The organism is Streptomyces sp. NPDC002676, from assembly GCF_053592455.1.
In genome coordinates this window covers 213,005-234,165 of record NZ_JBSFVT010000007.1, presented here as the reverse complement: position 1 = coordinate 234,165, position 21,161 = coordinate 213,005, and the positions used below count along the sequence as shown (strand labels likewise).

21 protein-coding genes and 1 pseudogene are annotated in these 21,161 nt (G+C 72.2%); 11 read left to right on the top strand and 11 right to left on the bottom strand.

The features are described from left to right. Positions 1–47: 47 nt before the first annotated feature. Positions 48–1,265: an argininosuccinate synthase gene (locus ACWD3E_RS21785; protein WP_451389192.1), complete on the bottom strand. Its 1,218-nt coding sequence runs from the start codon at positions 1,263–1,265 to the stop codon at positions 48–50. 113 nt (positions 1,266–1,378) lie between these two features. On the opposite strand from ACWD3E_RS21785, the gene ACWD3E_RS21780 reads away from it, so the two are divergent. The 3 genes from ACWD3E_RS21780 (at position 1,379) to ACWD3E_RS21770 (ending at position 3,070) form a co-directional block, all read left to right on the top strand. Then, positions 1,379–1,966, top strand: a complete 588-nt coding sequence (locus tag ACWD3E_RS21780; protein ID WP_451389191.1) for a pyridoxamine 5'-phosphate oxidase family protein — start codon at positions 1,379–1,381, stop codon at positions 1,964–1,966. Between the two features lie 105 nt (positions 1,967–2,071). After that, positions 2,072–2,839 carry an HD domain-containing protein gene (locus tag ACWD3E_RS21775; RefSeq protein ID WP_451389190.1) on the top strand — a complete coding sequence of 256 codons (768 nt, stop codon included), beginning with the start codon at positions 2,072–2,074 and terminating at the stop codon, positions 2,837–2,839. A 15-nt stretch (positions 2,840–2,854) separates the two neighbouring features. Then, the gene (locus ACWD3E_RS21770; protein WP_451389189.1) at positions 2,855–3,070 is read left to right on the top strand and encodes a hypothetical protein; all 216 of its coding nucleotides are present in this window, start codon (positions 2,855–2,857) and stop codon (positions 3,068–3,070) included. Positions 3,071–3,910: 840 nt separating this feature from the next. Here the strand turns inward: ACWD3E_RS21770 and ACWD3E_RS21765 are convergent. Continuing rightward, positions 3,911–5,374 carry a sensor histidine kinase gene (locus tag ACWD3E_RS21765; protein WP_451389188.1) on the bottom strand — a complete coding sequence of 488 codons (1,464 nt, stop codon included), beginning with the start codon at positions 5,372–5,374 and terminating at the stop codon, positions 3,911–3,913. A gap of 5 nt (positions 5,375–5,379) precedes the next feature. After that, positions 5,380–6,120 (bottom strand): response regulator transcription factor, encoded by a 741-nt coding sequence (locus tag ACWD3E_RS21760; RefSeq protein ID WP_451389187.1) that lies wholly within the window; start codon positions 6,118–6,120, stop codon positions 5,380–5,382. Positions 6,121–6,260: 140 nt separating this feature from the next. Between ACWD3E_RS21760 and ACWD3E_RS21755 the strand changes: the two genes are divergently transcribed. The 8 genes and pseudogenes from ACWD3E_RS21755 to ACWD3E_RS21720 all read left to right on the top strand — a co-directional run bounded on the left by ACWD3E_RS21755 (position 6,261) and on the right by ACWD3E_RS21720 (position 13,904). Then, positions 6,261–7,613 carry a ferredoxin reductase family protein gene (locus tag ACWD3E_RS21755; RefSeq protein ID WP_451389186.1) on the top strand — a complete coding sequence of 451 codons (1,353 nt, stop codon included), beginning with the start codon at positions 6,261–6,263 and terminating at the stop codon, positions 7,611–7,613. 10 nt (positions 7,614–7,623) lie between these two features. Then, entirely contained in the window at positions 7,624–8,202 is a 579-nt protein-coding gene (locus tag ACWD3E_RS21750; protein WP_451389372.1) for an FMN-binding protein, read from the top strand. Positions 8,203–8,261: 59 nt separating this feature from the next. After that, entirely contained in the window at positions 8,262–9,644 is a 1,383-nt protein-coding gene (locus tag ACWD3E_RS21745; RefSeq protein WP_451389185.1) for a ferredoxin reductase family protein, read from the top strand. A 16-nt stretch (positions 9,645–9,660) separates the two neighbouring features. Then, positions 9,661–10,101 (top strand): annotated as a pseudogene (locus ACWD3E_RS21740) (FMN-binding protein); the annotation flags it as partial. Between the two features lie 37 nt (positions 10,102–10,138). Beyond that, positions 10,139–10,879 (top strand): FAD:protein FMN transferase, encoded by a 741-nt coding sequence (locus tag ACWD3E_RS21735; protein ID WP_451389184.1) that lies wholly within the window; start codon positions 10,139–10,141, stop codon positions 10,877–10,879. 82 nt (positions 10,880–10,961) lie between these two features. Beyond that, positions 10,962–11,147, top strand: a complete 186-nt coding sequence (locus ACWD3E_RS21730; protein ID WP_451389183.1) for a hypothetical protein — start codon at positions 10,962–10,964, stop codon at positions 11,145–11,147. A gap of 73 nt (positions 11,148–11,220) precedes the next feature. Beyond that, entirely contained in the window at positions 11,221–13,056 is a 1,836-nt protein-coding gene (locus tag ACWD3E_RS21725; RefSeq protein WP_451389182.1) for an ABC transporter ATP-binding protein, read from the top strand. Beyond that, positions 13,053–13,904 (top strand): serine/threonine-protein kinase, encoded by an 852-nt coding sequence (locus ACWD3E_RS21720; RefSeq protein WP_451389181.1) that lies wholly within the window; start codon positions 13,053–13,055, stop codon positions 13,902–13,904. The genes ACWD3E_RS21725 and ACWD3E_RS21720 overlap by 4 nt, the downstream gene beginning before the upstream one ends. 4 nt (positions 13,905–13,908) lie before the next feature. On the opposite strand, the gene ACWD3E_RS21715 is transcribed toward ACWD3E_RS21720, so the two are convergent. The 8 genes from ACWD3E_RS21715 to ACWD3E_RS21680 form a co-directional block, all read right to left on the bottom strand. Continuing rightward, positions 13,909–14,688 (bottom strand): anti-sigma factor family protein, encoded by a 780-nt coding sequence (locus ACWD3E_RS21715; protein WP_451389180.1) that lies wholly within the window; start codon positions 14,686–14,688, stop codon positions 13,909–13,911. Beyond that, positions 14,678–15,265, bottom strand: a complete 588-nt coding sequence (locus ACWD3E_RS21710; RefSeq protein ID WP_451389371.1) for an RNA polymerase sigma factor — start codon at positions 15,263–15,265, stop codon at positions 14,678–14,680. Before ACWD3E_RS21710 ends, ACWD3E_RS21715 begins: the two co-directional genes overlap by 11 nt. Before the next feature lie 97 nt (positions 15,266–15,362). After that, on the bottom strand, positions 15,363–15,908 hold the full coding sequence (locus tag ACWD3E_RS21705) for an arginine repressor (protein WP_451389179.1): 546 nt from the start codon (positions 15,906–15,908) through the stop codon (positions 15,363–15,365). A gap of 7 nt (positions 15,909–15,915) precedes the next feature. Next, the gene (locus ACWD3E_RS21700) at positions 15,916–17,133 is read right to left on the bottom strand and encodes an acetylornithine transaminase (protein WP_451389178.1); all 1,218 of its coding nucleotides are present in this window, start codon (positions 17,131–17,133) and stop codon (positions 15,916–15,918) included. Further along, the gene (gene argB / locus ACWD3E_RS21695; RefSeq protein ID WP_451389177.1) at positions 17,130–18,035 is read right to left on the bottom strand and encodes an acetylglutamate kinase; all 906 of its coding nucleotides are present in this window, start codon (positions 18,033–18,035) and stop codon (positions 17,130–17,132) included. The genes ACWD3E_RS21700 and argB overlap by 4 nt, the downstream gene beginning before the upstream one ends. Beyond that, complete coding sequence (argJ, locus tag ACWD3E_RS21690; protein ID WP_451389176.1) at positions 18,032–19,183, bottom strand: bifunctional glutamate N-acetyltransferase/amino-acid acetyltransferase ArgJ; 1,152 nt, start codon at positions 19,181–19,183, stop codon at positions 18,032–18,034. Before argJ ends, argB begins: the two co-directional genes overlap by 4 nt. Further along, complete coding sequence (gene argC / locus ACWD3E_RS21685) at positions 19,180–20,208, bottom strand: N-acetyl-gamma-glutamyl-phosphate reductase (RefSeq protein WP_451389175.1); 1,029 nt, start codon at positions 20,206–20,208, stop codon at positions 19,180–19,182. Before argC ends, argJ begins: the two co-directional genes overlap by 4 nt. A gap of 268 nt (positions 20,209–20,476) precedes the next feature. Continuing rightward, positions 20,477–21,073: an ABATE domain-containing protein gene (locus tag ACWD3E_RS21680; RefSeq protein WP_451389174.1), complete on the bottom strand. Its 597-nt coding sequence runs from the start codon at positions 21,071–21,073 to the stop codon at positions 20,477–20,479. Positions 21,074–21,161: the final 88 nt, after the last annotated feature.

Below are 21,161 nucleotides of genomic sequence, written 5' to 3'. Positions count from 1 at the left end.
TTGCGCTGCTCCTAGGGAGGGTTGGTCGGTGTGACGCGAGGTCACGCTTACGCGAGGTCCACGTCAGGCTCTGCCTGCAGATCACGCCGTGCCGCGAGCTTCGACGACAGGCTGTAGATGTCGATGAAGCCCTTGGCCGCGGACTGGTCGAAGGTGTCGCCGGTGTCGTAGGTGGCGAGGTGGAAGTCGTACAGCGACTCCTCGGAGCGCCGGCCGGTGACGACCGCGCGTCCGCCGTGCAGGGTCATCCGGATGTCGCCGCTCACGTGCTCGTTGGCCTCGTCGACGAAGCCCTCCAGGGCGCGCTTGAGCGGAGAGAACCACTGGCCGTCGTAGACCAGTTCGCCCCAGCGCTGCTCGACCTGCCGCTTGTAGCGGGCGAGTTCGCGCTCGACGGTGACGTTCTCCAGCTCCTGGTGGGCCGTGATCAGCGCGATCGCACCCGGGGCCTCGTACACCTCGCGGGACTTGATGCCGACGAGGCGGTCCTCGACCATGTCGATCCGGCCGACGCCCTGGGCGCCGGCGCGCTCGTTGAGCTGCTGGATCGCCTGGAGCACGGTCACCGGCCTGCCGTCGATGGCGACGGGGACGCCCTGCTTGAAGGTGATGACCACCTCGTCGGGCTCCCGCGCGACGGCCGGGTTCTGGGTGTACTCGTAGATGTCCTCGATCGGCGCGTTCCAGATGTCCTCCAGGAAGCCCGTCTCGACCGCGCGCCCGAAGACGTTCTGGTCGATGGAGTACGGGGACTTCTTGGTGGTGGCGATCGGGAGCTGCTTGGCCTCGCAGAAGGCGATGGCCTTGTCCCGGGTCATCGCGTAGTCGCGGACCGGGGCGATGCACTTGAGGTCGGGGGCGAGGGCGACGATGCCGGCCTCGAAGCGGACCTGGTCGTTGCCCTTGCCGGTGCAGCCGTGGGCGACGGTCGTGGCGCCGTGCTTCTTCGCGGCGGCGACGAGGTGCTTGACGATCGCCGGCCGGGAGAGGGCGGAGACCAGCGGGTAGCGGTCCATGTAGAGGGCGTTGGCCTTGATCGCCGGAAGGCAGTACTCGTCGGCGAACTCGTCCCTGGCGTCCGCGACCTCGGCCTCGACGGCTCCGCAGGCGAGGGCGCGCTTGCGGATGACGTCCAGGTCCTCGCCGCCCTGGCCGACGTCCACCGCGACGGCGATGACCTCGGCGCCCGTCTCCTCGGCGATCCAGCCGATGGCGACGGAGGTGTCCAGACCGCCCGAGTAGGCGAGTACGACGCGCTCGGCCACGGGTTTCTCCTCACACTGCAAGCACTGGCATGCATGAGTATGCAGAACCATGCATGATTCGTCAATCGAGATTCCTGGGACGGCCGAAGGGGTTTTGACGATAATCCTTAGACATGGGAAAGACTTATGAGCGTATAGACGGCCGGCTGCGGACCTTCATCGAGGAGCAGCCCATGTTCTTCACCGCGACGGCGCCGCTGTCCGGTGACGGCACGGTCAACCTCTCCCCCAAGGGTCTCAAAGGCTCCTTCGTCGTGCTCGACGAACTGACCGTGGCCTACCTGGACTTCGCCGGGTCCACCGCGGAGACCATCGCCCACCTGCGCGAGAACGGCCGGATCACCCTCATGTGGTGTGCCTTCCAGGGCCCGCCCAACATCGTGCGGGTGCACGGCCGGGGCGAGCCGGTCTTCCGCGACGACCCCCGCTTCGGGGGGCTGCTCAGCCGCTTCCCGGACATCGACCACCGCACGCACGGGCTGCGCGCGGTCATCGTCGTCCACGCCGAGCTGGTCCGGGACAGCTGCGGCTTCGCCGTCCCCTTCATGGCGTACGAGGAGGACCGTGACCTGCACGGCAAGCGCTTCGCCCGCGAGGACGACACCTCGCTGAGCACCTACTTCGAGAAGAAGGAGCACGTCGCGACGAGCCTGGACGGACTGCCCGGGCTGCCGCTCCCACTGCCCCCGTCCACCGCCTGAGCCATTCCCACCGTCCGAGTCCTGCACTACTGAGCGCCGTCGTGCACTCGCTGTCCGTGCGCGGTGTCATCATGTTCTCCTGCTCGCGGGAGGGGGACGAGGGACATGGACGAGCAGTACGAGCGGGTCGCGCGCAAGCCGGCCGACTGCCGGGTCCGGGACCGCGTCGAGGACGCGGGCGCGATCACCCTGTGGCTGGTGCACCGCTGGATCGCCGACCGCTTCCAGACCGACGACGAGGGGGTGCCCGCCGGTCCCGGCGAGGCCCTGGCCACCCGGCTCGGCGTCCCGGACCTGCGGGTGCACGAACTCTCCGAGCTGCTGCGGGCGGCGGCATCGGCCCCGGCGATGGACGAGCCGTTCGACGACTCGCACACCTGGGCGTCCGGCAAGGTGTTCCTGCCCGGCGGGCACCGGATGCTGCGGATCCGCCCGCCGGCCGCCCTCCTGCGGCTCGCGGGCCTGCTGGCCGTGGACGTCCGCACCCTCCCGGACATCGTGGCCGAGCACCTGGCCGTGACCGACCCCGTCCTGCCGCAGCAGATCGTGGGGATGGCCCGCGGGCTGAGCCGGCACCGGGACGGCAGCGCCCTGCACCTGGACGCGCCGTGCCAGCACCAGGCCATGCACGCCGCCCTCACCGAAGTCGCCGACGAGGCCGATCAGTTATCCGCGCAGATCGGTCAACTCGGCGGGGGCCTACGCGAGTCGGAGGCCGCACTCCTCGCGGCCGTCCCCGCCCGCGTCACCAACCGCGACCTGCGCCCGATGCGCGTGGGCAGCCGGTCCGCCTACGAAGTGCCCCTGCTGCGCCTCCACCTCGCGCAGACCGAGGTGCGGGACCTGCCGATGGGCGAGCAACTGTACGGCTGACTCCCTGAGTTGGCCTTGCGCGAGCTGTACCAGAACGCCCTCGACGCCTGCCGCTACCGGGCGATGCGCCGCGACTACCTGCGCTCCATCGGGGCCCCGCCCGCGGAGTGGGCGGGCCGGATCACCTTCACCCAGGGCCGGGAGCGCTCGAAGCGGCTGCCCGCGCGTGTGAAGGTCTGCTTGAGCTGTTCCGCGCTCATGCCGACGCCGTTGTCCCGGCACTCGACGTAGCGGCCCCGCCTTCCGCAAGGAGCAGTCCCGCCGGCTGCGCCACGATCCGGCGCTGCGGCTGTACCCCAACAGCCGTTTCGGGATCGGCGTGTTCAGCTACTTCATGCTCGCCGACGAGATGACCATCGTGACCCGCCAGGTCAGCCCCGAGGGCATTCTTCAGGGTGAGTGAGTTCGCCCTGGAGGCGCGCACGGCAAAGGGGCAGGCGCACGTCTGGTGTCCGGGGGTGCTGCAACCCCTGCCGGGCGGCGACCCGGACGCACGGGACTGCTCGGCGCACGGGGCTCACCGGGCAAACCGCACTGCTCGCCGTCCTCGTCACGCTCAAGGGACGGGACGACCTCACCCAGCTCCCGGACGCCGCACGGCAGACCGTGGGTGTCCTGCTCGGGCTGGCCTTCCTGATCCTGCTGCTGGGCTCCGTCCTCGCCGTGCGCGCGGCCCACGGCGTGCCCGGCGAGCGGGTACTGCTGGCCGGACAGGCCCTGCGCGACTGGACCCGGCGGGAGATCGACCGCGTCTGCGAACGGCTGCTCCAGGCCGCCGTGTGCTGCGTGTGCGGGGTGACGCTGGTGGCCGCTGCCGTGCTGGTCGCCTGGGTGACGACCGGTTCGTCCCCGGATCACCTCGTCCGGGTGGTGACGACGAGCGACGAGCGCTGCGGGGAGCTCCTCGGTTCCGGGCCGGACAGCGTGGTGCTCCGCGCGGACGGGCACGGGGACGGGGACGGGGACGGGGACGGGGACGGGCGGATCGTGCTGCCGACGCGCACCGTCACGTCGGTGACCCCGGTCAAGGGGTGTGACTCCGGGACGGCTGAGACGGACGTACGCCGGGGCTCAGGCAGGAGCGCAGGGCAGCCGCACGGTGAACGTCGTGGCCCCGGTCCGGCTCTCCAGCCCTACGCTCCCGCCGTGCGCCTCCGCCACCGCCGTCACGATCGACAGGCCCAGCCCCGCCCCGCCGCCGGAGGCGCCCGGGTGGCGGCGGTGTTCCGCTCGCGTGAAGCGCTCGAAGACGTGCGGCTGGACGTCCTCGGGGACGCCGGGGCCGTCGTCATGGACCGAGAGACGGGCCGCGCGGGCCTCGGTCTCCAGGGTGACCGTCACCTTCGTGCCCACGGGCGTGTGCAGACGCGCGTTGGCCAGCAGGTTGGCCAGCACCTGATGGAGGCGATGGGCGTCGCCGGGGACCGTGACCGGGTCCTCCGGGAGGTCCAGCATCCAGCGGTGGCCGGGGCCGGCCGCGCGGGCGTCCGTCACCGCGTCCAGGACCAGCCGCGTGAGGTCCACCGGAGCGCGCTCCAGCGGGCGGCCCGCGTCGAGGCGGGCCAGCAGAAGGAGGTCGTCGACCATCTCGCCCAGACGGGAGGACTCGGCGGTGATGCGTTCCAGGGCCCGGGTGACCTCGGGGGGCACCGGGCCCGGGTGCAGGAGGGCCAGTTCGGCGTGGCCGCGCACCGAGGCCACCGGGGTGCGCAGCTCGTGGCTGGCGTCGGCGGCGAAGCGGCGCAGCCGATCCTCACTGGCGTGGCGTTTGGTCAGGGCGCCCTCGACATGGCCCAGCATCCGGTTGAAGGCCGCTGCCACCTGGCCGATCTCGCTGCGGGCGTCGAGTTCCGGGGCTCGGGACGGCAGGGCGACCTCGCCGCTGGCCAGCGGAAGTTCACTGACGCGGGTGGCGGTGGCGGCGACCCGGCTGAGCGGTCGCAGTGACCAGCGCACCCACAGTGCCCCGGCCACACCCGTCGCGACGAGCGCCAGACCGAAGACGATCGCGGCCACCAGTTCCAGCCGGTGGACGGCGGCCCGCACCGGCTCCAGCGGCAGGCCGACGACCAGTACGTCGCCGTCCCGGCCCCGGGTGGCGATCACCCGGTAGTCGTCGAGGGCGGACAGGCCGATGGAGTGCGGCCTGCCGTCCACCGGTAGCGCGGCCAGCACCCTGCGGTCCGCGGTGGTCAGGTCGACGCTCAGGTCGGCGGCCGGGTCGCCGGAGCGGACGACGGCCTTGTTGGTGACGGTGCCGTCGACCAGGCGGGCGCCGAAGGTGCCGGTGGCCTGGGTGCGGGTGTCGCCGTGTTCGTCGCCGTCGTGGTCGTCGTGCGGTGGTCCCTTGTGCTCCAGGCTCTCCGGGAAGCGGGTGCCGACCTGGACGAGTTGCTCGTCCAGGCGCCGGGTGAGGAAACCGTCCAGTTCGAGGACGGCGGCGAGTCCGACGGCCGCGCAGCTGGCCGCGAGCAGGACCACCAGGCCCACCGTGAGGCGGGCGCGCAGGGTGCGCGGGCGGGGCAGCTGTCCCATGGAGATCACCTGGTCACCGGCTTCAGGACGTAGCCCGCCCCGCGCACGGTGTGGATCATGGGTTCGCGGCCCGCGTCCACCTTCTTGCGCAGGTAGGAGATATACAGCTCGACCACGTGGGCCCGGCCGCCGAAGTCGTAGGACCAGACCCGGTCGAGGATCTGGGTCTTGCTGAGGACGCGGCGCGGATTGCGCATGAGGAAGCGGAGGAGTTCGAACTCGGTCGGCGAGAGTTCGATCAGCTCGCCGGCCCGGGTCACCTCGCGGGCCTCCTCGTCCATGACCAGGTCACCCACGACCAGCCGCGGCCCCTCCTCCATCTGGCGGGCCATGCCCGCGCGGCGCAGCAGTCCGCGCAGCCGGGCGACGACCTCCTCCAGGCTGAACGGCTTGGTGACGTAGTCGTCGCCGCCGGCCGTGATGCCCGCGATCCGGTCCTCCACCGCGTCCCGGGCCGTGAGGAAGAGCACACACACGTCCGGCAGCACCTCGTGCAGCCGGCGCAGCACCGCGAAGCCGTCGGTGTCCGGGAGCATCACGTCCAGCACGACGGCGTCGGGCAGCAGCTCGCGCGCCGTGGCGAGGGCGGCGGCGCCGTCGCCCGCGGCACGCACCTGCCAGCCCTCGTACCGCAGGGCGCCGGTCAGCACCTCCGCGAGGTCGGGGTCGTCGTCCACGACGAGGACGCGCAGCGGGGTGCCGTCGGGTCGGGTGAGGGCCGGGCGGCCGGAACGGATCGTGTTCATCGCGTCCCCCAGCATCGCCCGCGCCGGGCGCGAACGGTGCCGGGGGCGGCTGTGAGTTTCCTCTGAGTGACCCCGCTCATAGGTCCCTCAGAGCTTCGGCACGCACAGTGGCCTGGCACGACGAACGAAGGATGGCACTCATGACCACCCTGCACGCACGGCGGGCCGCCCCGCTCCTCCCCCTCACCGGCACGTGCTCCCCGGCCGGGCCGGTACTGGCTCTGCTGTGGGCCGGGGCCGCGGCCGTGGTCGCGATGTGGTGGGCGGACACGGGCTCCGTGGTCGGTGCGGCGGGCTGGCTGACCGGGGCCGGGCGGATCGCCGGACTGCTGTGCGGCTACGCCTGCGCGGTGGTGGTCGGCCTGATGGCGCGGGTCCCGCTGCTGGAGGTGCGCATCGGCTCCGACCGGGTGGCCCGCTGGCACGCCATGGCGGGCCGGTACACCGTCTGCCTGCTCGCCGTGCACGTCGGACTGGTCCTCACCGGGTACGCCGCCCAGGACCGGGCCTCGCTGTGGCACGAGACGGTGACCGTCGTCCTGGACTACCCGGAGATGCTCAAGGCCACCGCCGCCACGGTGATCCTCTTCGCGGTCGGCCTCACCTCGGCGCGGGCCGCGCGCCGCCGCACCCGGTACGAGTTCTGGTACTACGTCCACCTGCTCACGTACGCGGCCGTCTTCCTGGCCTTCGGGCACCAGCTGGCCCTGGGTGAGCAGTTCAGCGGCAGGCCGGTGGCCACCGCCGCCTGGTACGTGCTCTACCTGGGCGTCGCGGCACTGGTGCTCTGGTACCGCGTCCTCGCCCCCGTGCGGCTCAACCTGCGGCACCGGCTGCGCGTGGACTCGGTGCACAGGGAGGCGCCCGGCGTGTACTCGGTCGTGATGGGCGGACGGCGGCTCGACGAACTGGGGGCGCGGCCGGGGCAGTTCTTCCGCTGGCGGTTCCTCGGCGAGGGCCTGGGCTGGACGTCGACGCCGTACTCGCTGTCGGCGCCGGCGCGCCCCGGCCTGCTGCGGATCACCGTGAAGGCGCTCGGCGACCACAGCGCGGCCGTCGCGCTGCTGCGGCCGGGCACCAGGGTGTGGGCCGAGGGCCCGTACGGCTCGCTGACCGCCGACCGGGCCACCAGCCACCGGGCCCTGCTGATCGCGGCGGGCGTCGGCGTCACCCCGCTGCGGGCCCTGTTCGAGACCCTGCCCGGCGAGGTCACCCTGCTGTACCGGGCACGCACCGCCGAGGACCTGGCGCTGGGCGGCGAGCTGGAGGCGATCGCCCGCCGGCGGGGCGCCCAGGTGCTGTACGCGCTCAACGGACCCGGAGGCGAGCGCCCCGCCATCACCGCGGAGGCGCTGCGCGCGACCTTCCCCGGACTGGGCGGCCACGACGTCTACATCTGCGGCCCGCACGGCTTCGCCCAGGACGTGTACGCAGCGCTGCGGACGGCCGGGGTGCCGGACCGCCGCATCCACCACGAGTCGTTCGAGCTGTGAGGCGATGCCCGTGCACGCGTTGAAGAAGAACCGTCCATTGCGCCGCATCGTGCTGGCGAGTGCGGCCACCGTCTCCGGGATGGTGCTTCTGCTGTCGCTGAAGCCGCACACCACTCCCACGGTGGTGGCGGCGAGCACCAAGCCGCCCACGCGGTCGAGCAGCCCCAGCAGCGCGAGCGGTTCGAGCAGCCCCAGCAGTCCTAGCGGTCCCAGCGGTTCCAGCAGCCCGGGCCGTTCGAGCAGCCCCAGCAGCGCCCGCAGTCCCAGCAGCCGAAGCAGCTCCGCGCCCCGTGGCGGAGCCACCACCTCTGCGGCCAGGACGGCCACCGGGGACACCGTCCAGACCCGCTGGGGCCCGGTGCAGGTGCGGGTCACGGTCAAGGGCGGCAGGCTCACCGACGTCGCCGCCGTCAGCTACCCGCAGGGCAACCCGCGCGACCAGGAGATCAACAGCCGCGCCCTGCCCCAGCTGCGGCGTGAGGCGCTGGCTGCCCAGAGCGCGCAGATCGACACGGTGTCGGGAGCGACGTACACCAGTGACGGCTACCGCCAGTCGCTCCAGTCCGCGCTCGACTCCGCGGGGCTCTGAACGGTCGGCGGACGCGGCACGTATCTGTGGGCCGAGGGTCAAGTCCCCACGGAGGAACCGTGACCACCACGCTCGCAGGCGGACGCGCAGCCCGCCGGCAGACGATGCGCCGCATCCGCCCACGCCGCTCCCCGGCCGTCCCGCTGCTCCTCGCCGTCGGAGCCGGTGGGGCGGCGGTGCTGGGGCTGTGGTGGCACACCACGCCGTCCATCGCGGACGACGACGCCAGAGTCCTGAACGCGGGCCGGATCACCGGACTGCTGGCCGGCTATCTGATGGCACTGGTCGTGCTCCAGATGGCGCGCGTCCCGGCGCTGGAGCGGCGCGTCGGCTCCGACCGGGTGGCCCGCTGGCACGCGATGAGCGGCCGATACACGCTCTGCCTGATCCTCGCCCACGTCTTCCTCACCATGTGGGGGTACGCACTCCAGGCGGGCCGGTCGCTCGGCGACATCGTGCAGCAGACCATCGACTCCATCAACGACCTGCCGGACATGGGCAAGGCAGCCGTCGGCGCGTCCCTGTTCCTGGTGATCGGACTGATGTCGATCAGCGGGATCCGCCGCAGGCTGCCGTACGACCTCTGGTACCACGTCCACCTGCTGATGTACGCGGCGGTGTTCCTGACGTTCTGGCACCAGATCAGCAACGGCAACGAGTTCGCGGTCGAGCCCGTGGCCAGGACCTTCTGGTACGGCCTGTACGGCACGGTCACCGCGCTGCTGGTCTGGTACCGGATCCTCACTCCCGTCCGGCTGAACCTGCGGCACCGGCTGCGCGTGGAGGCCGTCGTCGAGGAGGCGCCGGGTGTCGTGTCGGTGCTGATCGGTGGGCGGAAGCTGCACCGGATGGGCGCGGAGGCGGGCCAGTTCTTCCGCTGGCGGTTCCTCGCACCCGGGCTGCGGTTCAGCTCGCACCCGTACTCCCTCTCCGCGGCTCCCCGCCCCGGCATGCTGCGGATCACCGTGAAGGCGCTCGGCAATCACAGCGCCCGGCTGCGCGAGCTGCGCCCCGGCACCAAGGTGTGGGCCGAGGGCCCGTACGGGGCGCTCACCGCGCAGCGGCGCAGCCGGGGCAAGGTGCTGCTGGTCGCGGGCGGGGTGGGCATCACGCCGATGCGGGCGCTGTTCGAGACGCTCCCCGGGGCGGCCGGTGACCTCACCCTGCTCTACCGGGCCGACAGCACCGACGATCTGGCGCTGTGGGACGAGCTGGCCGCGATCGCCGGGGAGCGGGGCGCCCGGCTGATGTACGCGGTCAACAGCCCGGACGGCGAACGTCCGGACATCTCCGCGCAGAACCTGGAGCGGAAGATCCCGGACATCGACCGGCACGACGTCTTCCTGTGCGGCCCGCCCGGGTTCGCGCGGTCCGTGTACGAGGCCCTGCGCGGCGCGGGGGTTCCCGCGCGCCGCATCCACCACGAGTCGTTCGAGCTGTGAGCGGAGCTGCCACGCGATGAGGAAGAGCCATCCCGTACGGCGGGTCATGCTGGCCACGGCGGCGACCGTGTCCGGTGTCGTCCTGCTCCTGTCGCTGAAGCCCGCCTCGCAAAAACCCGCGCCGGACCCGGCGAACGCGTCGGTCGCGGGCCAGAGCCAGGCGCAGCAGGGCGGTCAGCAGAGCGGTCAGCAGGGGCGTACGTTCACCGGAAGCGTGGCCCAGACCCAGAAGGGGCCGGTCCAGGTGCGGATCACGGTGAGCGGCGGGAAGATCGTCAAAGCGGAGGCGGTACAGGCGCCCAGGGGCGGGCTGAGCGACCAGAAGACGGCGATGGCGATCCCGAAACTCAACCAGGAGGCCGTGGCGGCGCAGAGCGCGCGGATCGACACGGTGTCCGGAGCGACCTACACCAGCACCGGCTACAGACAGTCGCTGCAGTCGGCTCTGGACCGGGCCGGTGGCTGAGGCCGCGTTGCGCCACGCGGAGGAGGTCATGGGGACCGTCTTCTCCTTCGACGTCCGCGGCGGCGAACCCGGTGCGGTGCGGGCGGCCCTGCGGGAGGCGGTCGCGGGGCTGCACCGGGCGGACGCCGTCTTCAGCACGTACCGCGAGGACAGCGAGGTGTCCCGGCTGGCGCGCGGCGAGCTGACGCAGGCCGGGTGCGCCCCCGAGCTGGCCGAGGTGCTGGAGCTGGCGGCCGAGGCGGAGCGGGTGAGCGAGGGCTGGTTCAGCACCCGGTACCGGGGCGGACTGGATCCCACCGGCATCGTCAAGGGCTGGGCGGCCGAGCGGGCCGCGCGGCTGCTGGCCGCGGTGGACGGTGTGTGCGGGGTCAGCGTGAACGGCGGCGGGGACGTTCAGCTCCTCGGCGTGCCCGAGCCGCACCGGGCCTGGCGGATCGGGGTGTCGGACCCGCTGCGGCCGGGTGGTCTCGCGGCGGTGATCTCGGCTGCCGGAGTCCCGGAACTGGCGGTGGCGACCTCCGGTACGGCCGAGCGCGGCGATCACATCGTGGACCCGCGCACCGGCAGGCCCGCCGTCACCGACCTGCTGGCGGTGACGGTCGTGGGCCCCCGCCTGACCTGGGTGGACTGCTGGGCGACGGCGGCGTTCGCGATGGGTTCGCGGGCGGGACTGGCGTGGCTGGAGTCGCTGCCGGACACCGAAGCGCTGCTGATCACCGCGGGCGACGAGGTCCGCTGCACCGGCGGGCTGGCGGCCCGGCTCGGCTGAGAACGGCTTTTTTGCCCGAACCGCCATCCGACTTCCGCCCTGAGACGTATCCCAGGGGAAGCAAGTTTCAGGAGGCACGCATATGGCTATCTTCAGCCGCCTCATGCCCGCCATGCGCCACGACGACGAGAGGGACTCCTCGCGCGACGACGACGGTCGGCATGGGCACGACCACGGCGACCACGACCACAACGGCCGCCACGGCCACGGCCACGGTCACGGGCACAGCCACGGACATGGCCACGGACACGGACACGGCGGTTACTGATCCCATGGAGGGCTGAGCGGACCGGAGTCCGGGGGATCCGGTCCGCTTCGCCGATCCCCGAGGAACGCATGCCATGGTGCAGGTCCTGCGACGTCTGCTGTCGGTGGGCGAGTCCTCCGACGCCGTGGTCGCCGCCGCACCCGCGGTGCGCCCGCGCGAGGTGTTCCGGCGGTTCTGGCCGTACACGCGCGGCGGACGGCGCTGGCTCGTGCCCGTCGTCCTGTTCAGCGTGCTCGGGCCGGCCGTGGACGCGGCGGAGATCTGGCTCTTCAAGATCGTCGTGGACGACGTGCTCGTCCCCCGGGATCTGCGGCCGTTCCTGTGGATCGCGCCGGCCTATCTCGGGCTCATCGTCTGCTCCGGCATCCTGGGCTTCGCCGACGACGTGACGTCCACCTGGGTCAGCGAACGCTTCCTGCTCTCTCTTCGCTCCGATGTGTTCCGGCACGTGCAGGGACTGTCCCTCGGCTTCTTCGAGCGGCGGCGGCTCGGGGACGTACTGTCGCGGGTCACGGGCGATGTGGACGCGGTCGAGACGTTCCTGCTCTCTGGCGTGGCGGACGCCCTGTACTACGTGATCCGCCTGGGCGTCTTCCTCGGCCTGCTGTTCTACCTGCGGTGGGACCTGACCCTGCTCGCCCTGGTCATCGTGCCCCTGTTCTGGGGCGCCGCCCGGCACTTCTCGCGGCTGATCAAACAGGCGGCACGGGAGCGCAGGCGGCTGAGCGGTTCGATCAGCGCGATCGCCGAGGAGTCGCTGGGCAACGTCGCCCTGGTGCAGGCGTACAACCGGCAGGGGTGGGAGGAGCGCCGGTTCGAGCGGGAGAGCGTCGGCAGGTTCCGGGCGGCGATGGCGTCGGCGCGGATCCGTGCCGTGTACGGACCCGTGGTCGAGATCATCGAGGTGTCCGGCGGTCTCGCGGTGATGGGTCTCGGCACCTGGAAGCTGGCCCAGGGACAACTGTCGCTGGGCGGGCTGCTGGTGTTCCTGGCGCTGATCGGCAAGCTCTACGGCCCGGTCCGCGACCTGTCCCACCTGGGCACCACCTTCTACGCGGCGTCCGCCTCGGCCGAGCGGATCATCGAGCTGCTGGACCAGCGCCCCCAGGTGGCCGAGGCCCCGGATGCCCGCAGGATCGGCCGGGCGCGGGGTGCCGTGGAGTTCGACGGCGTCTGGTTCCGCTATCCCGGTACGGCGAACTGGGCGCTGTCGGACGTGTCCTTCCGCGTGGCGCCCGGGGAGACGCTGGCGCTGGTCGGGGCCAGCGGGGCCGGCAAGTCGACACTCGCGAAGCTCCAGTTGCGCTTCTACGACCCCGACCGGGGGGCGGTCCGCCTCGACGGCACGGACCTGCGCGAGCTGCGGCTCGCGGACGTACGGGAGAACGTCGCCGTGGTGCTCCAGGAGACGCTCGTCTTCCACGGCACCGTGCGGGACAACATCGCCTACGGCCGGCCCGAGGCCACGGAGGCGGACATCGTCGCGGCGGCGCGTGCCGCGGACGCGCACGAGTTCATCGAGCGGCTCCCGGACGGCTACGACACGATGGTCGGCCAGCGCGGCCGGACGCTCTCCGGCGGGCAGTGCCAGCGTCTGGCGATCGCCCGCGCGATGATCAGGGACGCGCCCGTGCTCCTCCTCGACGAACCGACCACCGGGCTCGACGCCGGCTCGGGCCGGCGGATCATGGATCCGCTGCGCCGGCTCATGGCCGGGCGGACGACCGTCGTCATCTCCCACAACCTGCTGACCGTCCGGGACGCCACGCGCATCGTGGTCCTCGACCACGGCCGGGTCGTCGAGCAGGGCCCCCACGCGGAGCTGCTCGGGCGCGACGGGGCGTACGCCCGGCTGCACCGGCTGAACGCCCCGGGCGGACCGGCCCCGGGGAGGGTGGTGCTGTCATGAGTGTGTCCACGGTCGCGGCGGCGCCCCTGCCGCCGGGCGCGAGACCGGTACCCGGCTACGAGGTCCTGGCGCACCTGACGCGCACCGGCTGGCTCGACGTCTACGACGCCTGGAGCGAGGAACGGGACTGCCGCTGCGTGCTCAAGGCGGTGCGTCCGGACCGCCGGGGCGAGGAGTGGCTGGGTGAGCGGCTGCTGCGGGAGGGCCGGTGGCTGCGGGAGTTCACGCATCCGCACCTGGTCCGCGCCTACGAGACCTTCACCTCGCCCGAGCCGCTCGTCGTCCTGGAGACGCTGACCGGGGAGACGCTGTCCCACCTCGTCCACCGCTTGCGGCGCCGCCCCGCCGCCGCCGACGTGGCCCTGCTCGGTGTGCAGTTGTGTTCGGCGGTCCACTACCTCCACGGCCGGGGTCTGCTGCACCTGGACCTCAAGCCGTCCAACGTGGTGGTGGAGCGCGGTCACGCGAAGGTGCTGGACCTCAGCGTCGCCCGGCCACCGGGGCCCGCGCCCGCGGGGGTGGGCACGTGCTGCTACCTCGCTCCGGAACAGGCCCGCGGCGCACAGCTCACGGCAGCCGCCGACGTGTGGGGCATCGGCATCACGTTGTACGAAGTCGCCTGCGGTGACGTGCCGTTCGACTGCGCTGGGACCGCGGAGGGGTCGGACGAGGCGGACCCGCCGGACAGCCGGTACCGGCAGCTGGAGCGCAGCGCCCCGCCGATCGCCTCCCGGCGGCGCCTGCCGCCCGCTCTCGCCGCCGCCGTCGACAGCTGCCTGCGGGCCGACGCCTCGTCCCGGCCGACGGTCGCCGAACTGACCGCGGCCCTCGCCGCGACCCCCCGTTGAGTCCCTACGCCGGGGTCACGACCTGGCCGAGCTCCAGGCGGGCCGTGGCGAGGACGGTGCCGTCGGGGGAGGTCAGGCGGGCGCCGGAGAGCCACGCGGAATCGACGGGGGCCGCCACGCCCCAGTTGCCCTGTCCGTCGCGCAGGGCGAAGTCGCCGAGGCGCATGGCTGTGCCGTCGGAGCGCTCCAGGAAGCAGGTGACCGTCCCGGTGTACCTGGTGGCGGGGCCGGTGAGAGCGACGGACACGAAGACCCAGCCGGGGGCGCCCGGACCGGTGCGCGGGTGGGCGTAGACCTCGCCGACGGGCTGCTTGCCGCCCGCGGCCGGCATCATGTCGCCGACCACCACGGGCTCGGTCTCGACGGCGGCCGGGGGCGAGGCCGTGATCGCCTGGACGGCGGTGCCGATCCCCCAGCCGGCGAACCCGCAGGCGATGGCGAACGCGGACGCGACGGCCGCGATCCGCAGCCGGGCCCGGCGGGCACGGCCGCGGAAGCCCTGGTACGCGAGGCCCGGCGTGCGGGCCCGCCGGTGTGCCTCCGCCGTCGCGTCCTGCGCCAGCTTGCGTGCCACCCTGGCGTCGAACCCGGCCGGCGGCTCGCTGTCCGGCAGCAGGCCGATCAGGCTGTCGCCGACGAGGGTCAGCTGCTCGACGTACTCCCGGCAGTCCGCGCACCCGTCCAGATGCGCGACCGCCTCTGCCCGCTCCCGGCCCGGCAGCACGCCCAGGGCCAGCTCGGCGCCGATCTCCCGCAGCTTCTCGCAGGTCATGTCACCGGACATGGTCGCCTCGCTTCGGAGCCGCGAGCGAGGTCCGCAGTTTGGCCATGGCCGCCCTGACCCGCGTCTTGGCGGTACCCAGCGGGATGTTCTCCGTGTCGGCGATCTGCTGGGCCGTCATGCCGTAGATGCCCGCCATCACCAGCGCACGGGCCTGTTCCCGCGGCAGCCGCGCCAGGGCGGCCCGGAGCTGGGACGAGGCCTCGTCGGCCAGCGCCCACTGCTCGGGGGTCTCGGTGACGACGCCGACGAGCGCGTCGAGGTCCTCGGGTGCCACGGGCTGCGTCCGGCGTGCGCGGACGGCGTCGATGGCGAGGTTGTGCGCGATGGTCGTCAGCCAGGTCGTCACCGAACCGCGGCGCGAGTCGTAGATCTGGGCATGCCGCCACGCTCGCTCGAACGTCTGCTGGGCGATGTCCTCGGCGAGCTGTGGATCCCTGGTAACGGCCATGGCGACCCCGTAGACCCTGTGCTGGAACCTCCGTACGAAGGTGGCGGCGAGCTCCGGATCGCCGGTCGCCAGCCCGGACAGCAGTGCTTCGTCCGGGAGGCGGCCGACGGGTGACCGGAAGCCCGACACACCTCTGTATACGGCCGGCCGCCGCCAGGAGATTGCCCGCCCAAAGCGGAAGATCACATTCCTATTCTCCGCCGCCGGGCCGGGCCCCGCACGCGGGTCAGTGACCGTTCTGCGCCAGCCGCAGCAGATGGTCCGCCAGGGCCTGCCCGCCCGTCGGGTTCCGGCTGATCAGCAGCAGCGTGTCGTCACCGGCGATCGTCCCCAGGATGTCGTGCAGCTCGGCCTGGTCGATGGCCGAGGCCAGGAACTGCGCGGCCCCGGGAGGGGTGCGCAGGACCACCAGGTTGGCGGAGGCCTCCGCGGAGATCAGCAGCTCCTGCGACAGCCGCCCCATCCGCTCCTCCTTCGCCGACTCCCCCAGCGGAGCGCGCGGCGTACGGAAACCGCCCTCGCTCGGCACCGCGTAGATGAGTTCGCCGTCGGTGTTGCGGATCTTCACCGCGTTCAGCTCGTCGAGGTCGCGGGAGAGCGTCGCCTGGGTGACGTTCAGCCCGTCGTCGGCGAGCAGCTTCGCCAGCTGGCTCTGCGACCGCACCGGCTGCCGGTTGAGGATGTCCACGATCCGGCGGTGCCGTGCGGTGCGGGTCTGCGGCACGGCGGGTCCCGCACCCGCCGCCTGCTCGTGGTCCTGCGCCTCGCTCATCGTCGTCTCATTCTCCGGATCGTCCGTCCCCATTCGCTGGGTTCGCTGCGTCGAGGATGCCGGGCAGCGCCCGGAGCAAGGCGCCTGCCTCGTCGTCGTCCAGGTTCAGCGGCGGCATGAGCCGTACGACGTCGGGGGCGGGCGCGTTCACCAGGAACCCGGCCTCCTGGGCCGCCTGCTGCACCTGCGGCGCGTGCGGCCCGGTGAGCACGATACCCAGCAGCAGGCCCGCACCCCGGACATAGTCGATCAACGGGTGGCCCAGCGCTTCGATTCCGTCCCGCAACGCCCCGCTCTGCCGCTTGACGTTCTCGAGCAACCCCTCGTTCGCGATCGTGTCGAGGACGGCGAGTCCGGCCGCGCAGGCGACCGGGTTGCCGCCGAAGGTCGTGCCGTGGTGGCCGGGCCGGAGCAGCTCGGCGGCCCGGCCGAAGGCGACGGTGGCGCCGAGCGGCAGCCCGCCGCCGAGCCCCTTGGCGAGCGTGACGACGTCGGGCAGCACGCCCTCGTGGGCCTGGTACTCGAACCAGGTCCCGGTACGGCCGATGCCGGTCTGCACCTCGTCCAGGACGAGCAGCGCACCCGTGGCGGCGGTGATCGCGCGGGCGGCCTTCAGATAGCCGGCCGGCGGCACGACGACGCCGTTCTCGCCCTGGATCGGCTCGATGACGACGAGGGCCGTCTCCTCGGTCACGGCGGCGGCCAGTGCCTGCGCGTCGCCGTACGGGACGTGGGTGACGTCGCCGGGCAGCGGCTGGAAGGGCGCCTGCTTGCCGGGCTGGCCGGTCAGGGCGAGGGCACCCATCGTGCGGCCGTGGAAGCCGCCGGTGGTCGCGACCATGTGGGTGCGACCGGTCAGCCGGCCGATCTTGAAGGCGCCCTCGTTGGCCTCGGCCCCCGAGTTGCAGAAGAAGACCCTGCCGTCCCGGCCGAAGAGCTGGAGCAGCCGCTCGGCGAGCGCGACGGGCGGCTCCGCGATGAACAGGTTGGAGACGTGCCCGAGGGAGGCGATCTGCGTGCTGACGGCCTCGACGACGGCCGGGTGGGCGTGGCCGAGCGCGTTGACCGCGATGCCGCCGACGAAGTCGAGGTACTCCTTGCCGTCGGCGTCCCAGAGCTTCGCGCCCGCCCCGCGCACCAGCGGCAGCCGCGGGGTGCCGTAGTTGTTCATGAGCGCGCCCTGCCAGCGCGCGGTCAGCTCCTGGTTGCCCGTCACGCCTGTCATGACTGCTCCCCCTCGGCTTCGTCGGGCACGACCATGGTGCCGATGCCCTCGTCGGTGAAGATCTCCAGCAGGATCGAGTGCTGGACCCGGCCGTCGATGACGCGGGCGGTGTTCACGCCGTTGCGCACGGCGTGCAGACAGCCCTCCATCTTCGGCACCATGCCCAAGGACAGCTCCGGCAGCAGCTTCTCCAGCTGGGAAGCGGTGAGGCGGCTGATCACCTCGTCGGAGTGGGGCCAGTCCTCGTAGAGGCCCTCGACGTCGGTGAGGACCATGAGGGTTTCGGCGCCCAGAGCAGCAGCGAGTGCCGCAGCCGCCGTATCAGCATTGACGTTGTAGACATGTCCGTCATCCTGGGAGCGGGCGATCGACGACACGACCGGGATGCGGCCGTCGGCCAGCAGGGCCTCGATCGCGCCCGTGTCGATCTTCGTGATCTCACCGACCCGGCCGATGTCCACCGGCTCGCCGTCGATCTCGGGCTGGTGCCTGGTCGCGGTGATGGTGTGCGCGTCCTCGCCGGTGAGGCCGACCGCGAGCGGGCCGTGCTGGTTGAGCAGTCCGACCAGCTCACGCTGCACCTGTCCGGCCAGCACCATCCGTACGACGTCCATGGCGTCCTCGGTGGTGACCCTCAGGCCCGCCTTGAACTCGCTGACGATGCCGTGCTTGTCGAGGGCGGCGCTGATCTGCGGGCCGCCGCCGTGCACGACGACCGGCTTGAGGCCGGCGTGCCGCAGGAAGACGACGTCCTGGGCGAAGGCGGCCTTCAGCTCCTCGTTCACCATGGCGTTGCCGCCGAACTTGATGACGATCGTCCTGCCGTGGTGCCGGGTCAGCCAGGGCAGCGCCTCGATGAGGATCTGGGCTTTCGGGAGGGCGGTGTGCTTACGAGTGCTCATGACGAATACGCGCTGTTCTCGTGGACGTAGTCGGCGGTGAGGTCGTTGGTCCAGATGGTGGCGGTCCCGGAGCCCGCGGCGAGGTCGGCGACGATGTGCACCTCGCGGTAGCGCATGTCCACCAGCTCGCGGTCCTCGCCGACCGAGCCGTTCTTGCACACCCAGACGCCGTTGATGGCGACGTTGAGCTGGTCGGGCTCGAAGGCGGCCTTCGTCGTGCCGATGGCGGACAGGACACGGCCCCAGTTGGGGTCCTCGCCGTGGATCGCGCACTTGAGGAGGTTGTTGCGGGCGATGGAGCGGCCCACCTCGACGGCGTCCTCCTCGGTCGCGGCGTTGATCACCTCGACCTTGATGTCCTTGCTGGCGCCCTCGGCGTCCCGGATGAGCTGCTGTCCGAGGTCGTCGCAGACGGCCCGCACGGCCTCGGCGAACTCCTCGAACCCGGGGGTGATGCCGGAGGAGCCGGAGGAGAGCAGCAGCACGGTGTCATTGGTGGACATGCAGCCGTCGGAGTCGACCCGGTCGAAGGTGACCTTGGTGGCCGCGCGCAGCGCCTGGTCGAGCACCTCGCCGTCCAGGTCGGCGTCGGTGGTGAGGACGACCAGCATGGTGGCGAGGCCGGGGGCGAGCATGCCGGCGCCCTTGGCCATGCCGCCGACGGTCCAGCCGTCCTTGGTGACGACAGAGGTCTTGTGGACGGTGTCGGTGGTCTTGATGGCGATGGCGGCCTTCTCGCCGCCGTGCTCGCTCAGGGCCGCTGCGGCCGTCTCGACTCCCTTGAGCACCTTGTCCATCGGCAGCAGCACGCCGATCAGGCCGGTGGAGCAGACGGCGACCTCGACGGCGCCCCGGCCGAGGACCTCGGCGACCTTCTCGGCGGTGGCGTGGGTGTCCTGGAAGCCCTTGGGACCCGTACAGGCGTTGGCGCCGCCGGAGTTGAGGACGACGGCGGTGACCTGGCCGCTCTTGAGGACCTGCTCGGACCACAGCACCGGGGCGGCCTTCACACGGTTGGAGGTGAAGACGCCCGCGGCGGCACGGCGGGGCCCGTCGTTGACCACGAGGGCCAGGTCGGGGTTGCCGTTCTCCTTGATCCCGGCAGCGATGCCCGCCGCCGTGAATCCCTTGGCTGCCGTGACGCTCACGGTGCGACTCCGATCGTGGAAAGCCCGGTGCTCTCGTCGAGTCCGAGGGCGAGGTTCATGCTCTGGACGGCACCGCCCGCGGTGCCCTTGGTCAGGTTGTCGATGGCGCTGATCGCGATGAGGCGGCCGGCCGCGGCGTCGTACGCGACCTGCACCTGTACGGCGTTGGAGCCGTAGACGGACGCGGTCGCGGGCCACCGCCCCTCGGGGAGCAGGTGGACGAAGGGCTCGTCGGCGTAGGCCTTCTCGTACGCGGCGCGCACGGACTCCTCCGTGACCCCCGCGACCGCCTTGGCGCTGCACGTGGCGAGGATGCCGCGCGGCATCGGCGCGAGGGTCGGCGTGAAGGAGACGGAGATCCGCTGCCCGGCCACCACGCTGAGGTTCTGGATCATCTCGGGGGTGTGCCGGTGGCTGCCGCCGACGCCGTACGGCGTCATGGAGCCCATGACCTCGCTGCCCAGCAGGTGGGGCTTCGGCGCCTTGCCCGCGCCGGAGGTGCCGGAGGCGGCGACGATCACGGCCTCCGGCTCGGCGAGCCGGGCGGCGTAGGCCGGGAACAGGGCGAGGGTGGCGGCGGTCGGGTAGCAACCGGGCACCGCGATGCGCTTGGACCCCTCCAGCGCGGCGCGGGCGCCTGGAAGTTCGGGGAGGCCGTAGGGCCAGGTGCCGGCGTGCGGGGAACCGTAGAACGTCTCCCAGTCGGCCGGGTCCGTGAGCCGGAAGTCGGCGCCCATGTCGACCACGAGGACGTCCGGGCCGAGCTGCTCGGCGACGGCGGCGGACTGGCCGTGCGGCAGCGCGAGGAAGACGACGTCGTGCCCGGCGAGGGCCTCGGCCGTGGTCTCGGCCAGCACGCGGCCGGCGAGTGGCAGCAGGTGCGGCTGGAGCGCGCCGAGCCGCCGGCCGGCGTTGGAGTTTCCGGTCAGGGCACCGATCTCGACCTCGGGATGCGCGAGGAGCAGGCGCAGAAGTTCTCCGCCCGCGTACCCGCTCGCTCCGGCCACCGCCGCACGTACCGCCATGTCCACCCTCCTCTTGATGGCATGACTATACGTATCGCTGCACGTTTATGCAATGTAGCCGTGGGGCTTCTCTGGCGATGCGCGCCTTGGGCATGGGTGCCCCTCCCCGGGACGTGAGTAGTTGATCAAGTGCCGATCTGCACAGCCTCAACTCGCCGCTTTCCCCTTGACGACCGGGATTCCGGACGGCTCACCGGGCGAAAATGAACCACATCAGCTGGGTCGAGGAACACCTGTACCGGCTCGTACGGGCCGTACAGGGGGAGGGTCAGCTGCCCTTGCGTGCCGCATACGCACGGGCCGCCCGAACCCGGTTGCCGCACTTGGTCGTGCACCAGCGGCGGGCGCCGTGGGAGCGCAGGAACCAGCGGGCGCAGCCCTGGGCGGCGCACTCGGTGAGCTGGTCGGCGTCGGGGCCGGTGAGCAGGTCGGTGGCGTCCTCGGCGACGAGGGAGAGCGCGGCGGCGGCCGGGTTGCCGGTGTCGGGGACGTCGGCGCGCCGGGGTCCGTCGGCCGTCCAGGCGAGGCGGGGTGTCGAGGGGGCGGCGGCGAGCGTGGTGTTGAGCGTGTCGAGAGCGTCGGCAGGCGGCAGCTGCCCGGCGCCGCGCGCCTCGAACAGGGCGCGCAGCACCTCCCGGAGAGTGCGCAGCCGGCCGGTCTGCCTGCCGTTGAAGGTCACCCGGTCCGGCAGCAGCTCGTGCCGGACGAGCCACAGGTGCGCGGCCTCGGTGTCGTCGAGCAGGTCGACCGGGCCGTGACTGACCGCGAAACGGGTGTTGACCAGCGCCAGCGAGACATAGCGGTCCTCTCCCGGGACCGGGAGCCGGTGCAGGTAGACGGGGGCCTCGTGATCCACGGCACTCATGGTAATCCTTGCGGTTCTCCGTGAGGAAGGCTTAGCGTGCCTCACGGAGAACCAACGAAAAAACCGTGAGAACCGCTGAGAGGTGAGA

Bases quoted from the DNA above. Each gene is read 5' to 3' on its own strand.
- ACWD3E_RS21780 (WP_451389191.1), top strand. From the start codon at position 1,379: ATGGGAAAGACTTATGAGCGTATAGACGGCCGGCTGCGGACCTTCATC.
- ACWD3E_RS21725 (WP_451389182.1), top strand. From the start codon at position 11,221: ATGGTGCAGGTCCTGCGACGTCTGCTGTCGGTGGGCGAGTCCTCCGAC.
- ACWD3E_RS21705 (WP_451389179.1), bottom strand. From the start codon at position 15,908: ATGAGCGAGGCGCAGGACCACGAGCAGGCGGCGGGTGCGGGACCCGCC.
- ACWD3E_RS21755 (WP_451389186.1), top strand. From the start codon at position 6,261: ATGACCACCCTGCACGCACGGCGGGCCGCCCCGCTCCTCCCCCTCACC.
- ACWD3E_RS21735 (WP_451389184.1), top strand. From the start codon at position 10,139: ATGGGGACCGTCTTCTCCTTCGACGTCCGCGGCGGCGAACCCGGTGCG.
- ACWD3E_RS21765 (WP_451389188.1), bottom strand. From the start codon at position 5,374: ATGGGACAGCTGCCCCGCCCGCGCACCCTGCGCGCCCGCCTCACGGTG.
- ACWD3E_RS21715 (WP_451389180.1), bottom strand. From the start codon at position 14,688: ATGTCCGGTGACATGACCTGCGAGAAGCTGCGGGAGATCGGCGCCGAG.
- ACWD3E_RS21730 (WP_451389183.1), top strand. From the start codon at position 10,962: ATGGCTATCTTCAGCCGCCTCATGCCCGCCATGCGCCACGACGACGAG.
- ACWD3E_RS21720 (WP_451389181.1), top strand. From the start codon at position 13,053: ATGAGTGTGTCCACGGTCGCGGCGGCGCCCCTGCCGCCGGGCGCGAGA.
- ACWD3E_RS21760 (WP_451389187.1), bottom strand. From the start codon at position 6,120: ATGAACACGATCCGTTCCGGCCGCCCGGCCCTCACCCGACCCGACGGC.
- ACWD3E_RS21775 (WP_451389190.1), top strand. From the start codon at position 2,072: ATGGACGAGCAGTACGAGCGGGTCGCGCGCAAGCCGGCCGACTGCCGG.
- argC (WP_451389175.1), bottom strand. From the start codon at position 20,208: ATGGCGGTACGTGCGGCGGTGGCCGGAGCGAGCGGGTACGCGGGCGGA.
- argB (WP_451389177.1), bottom strand. From the start codon at position 18,035: ATGAGCACTCGTAAGCACACCGCCCTCCCGAAAGCCCAGATCCTCATC.
- ACWD3E_RS21680 (WP_451389174.1), bottom strand. From the start codon at position 21,073: ATGAGTGCCGTGGATCACGAGGCCCCCGTCTACCTGCACCGGCTCCCG.
- ACWD3E_RS21700 (WP_451389178.1), bottom strand. From the start codon at position 17,133: ATGACAGGCGTGACGGGCAACCAGGAGCTGACCGCGCGCTGGCAGGGC.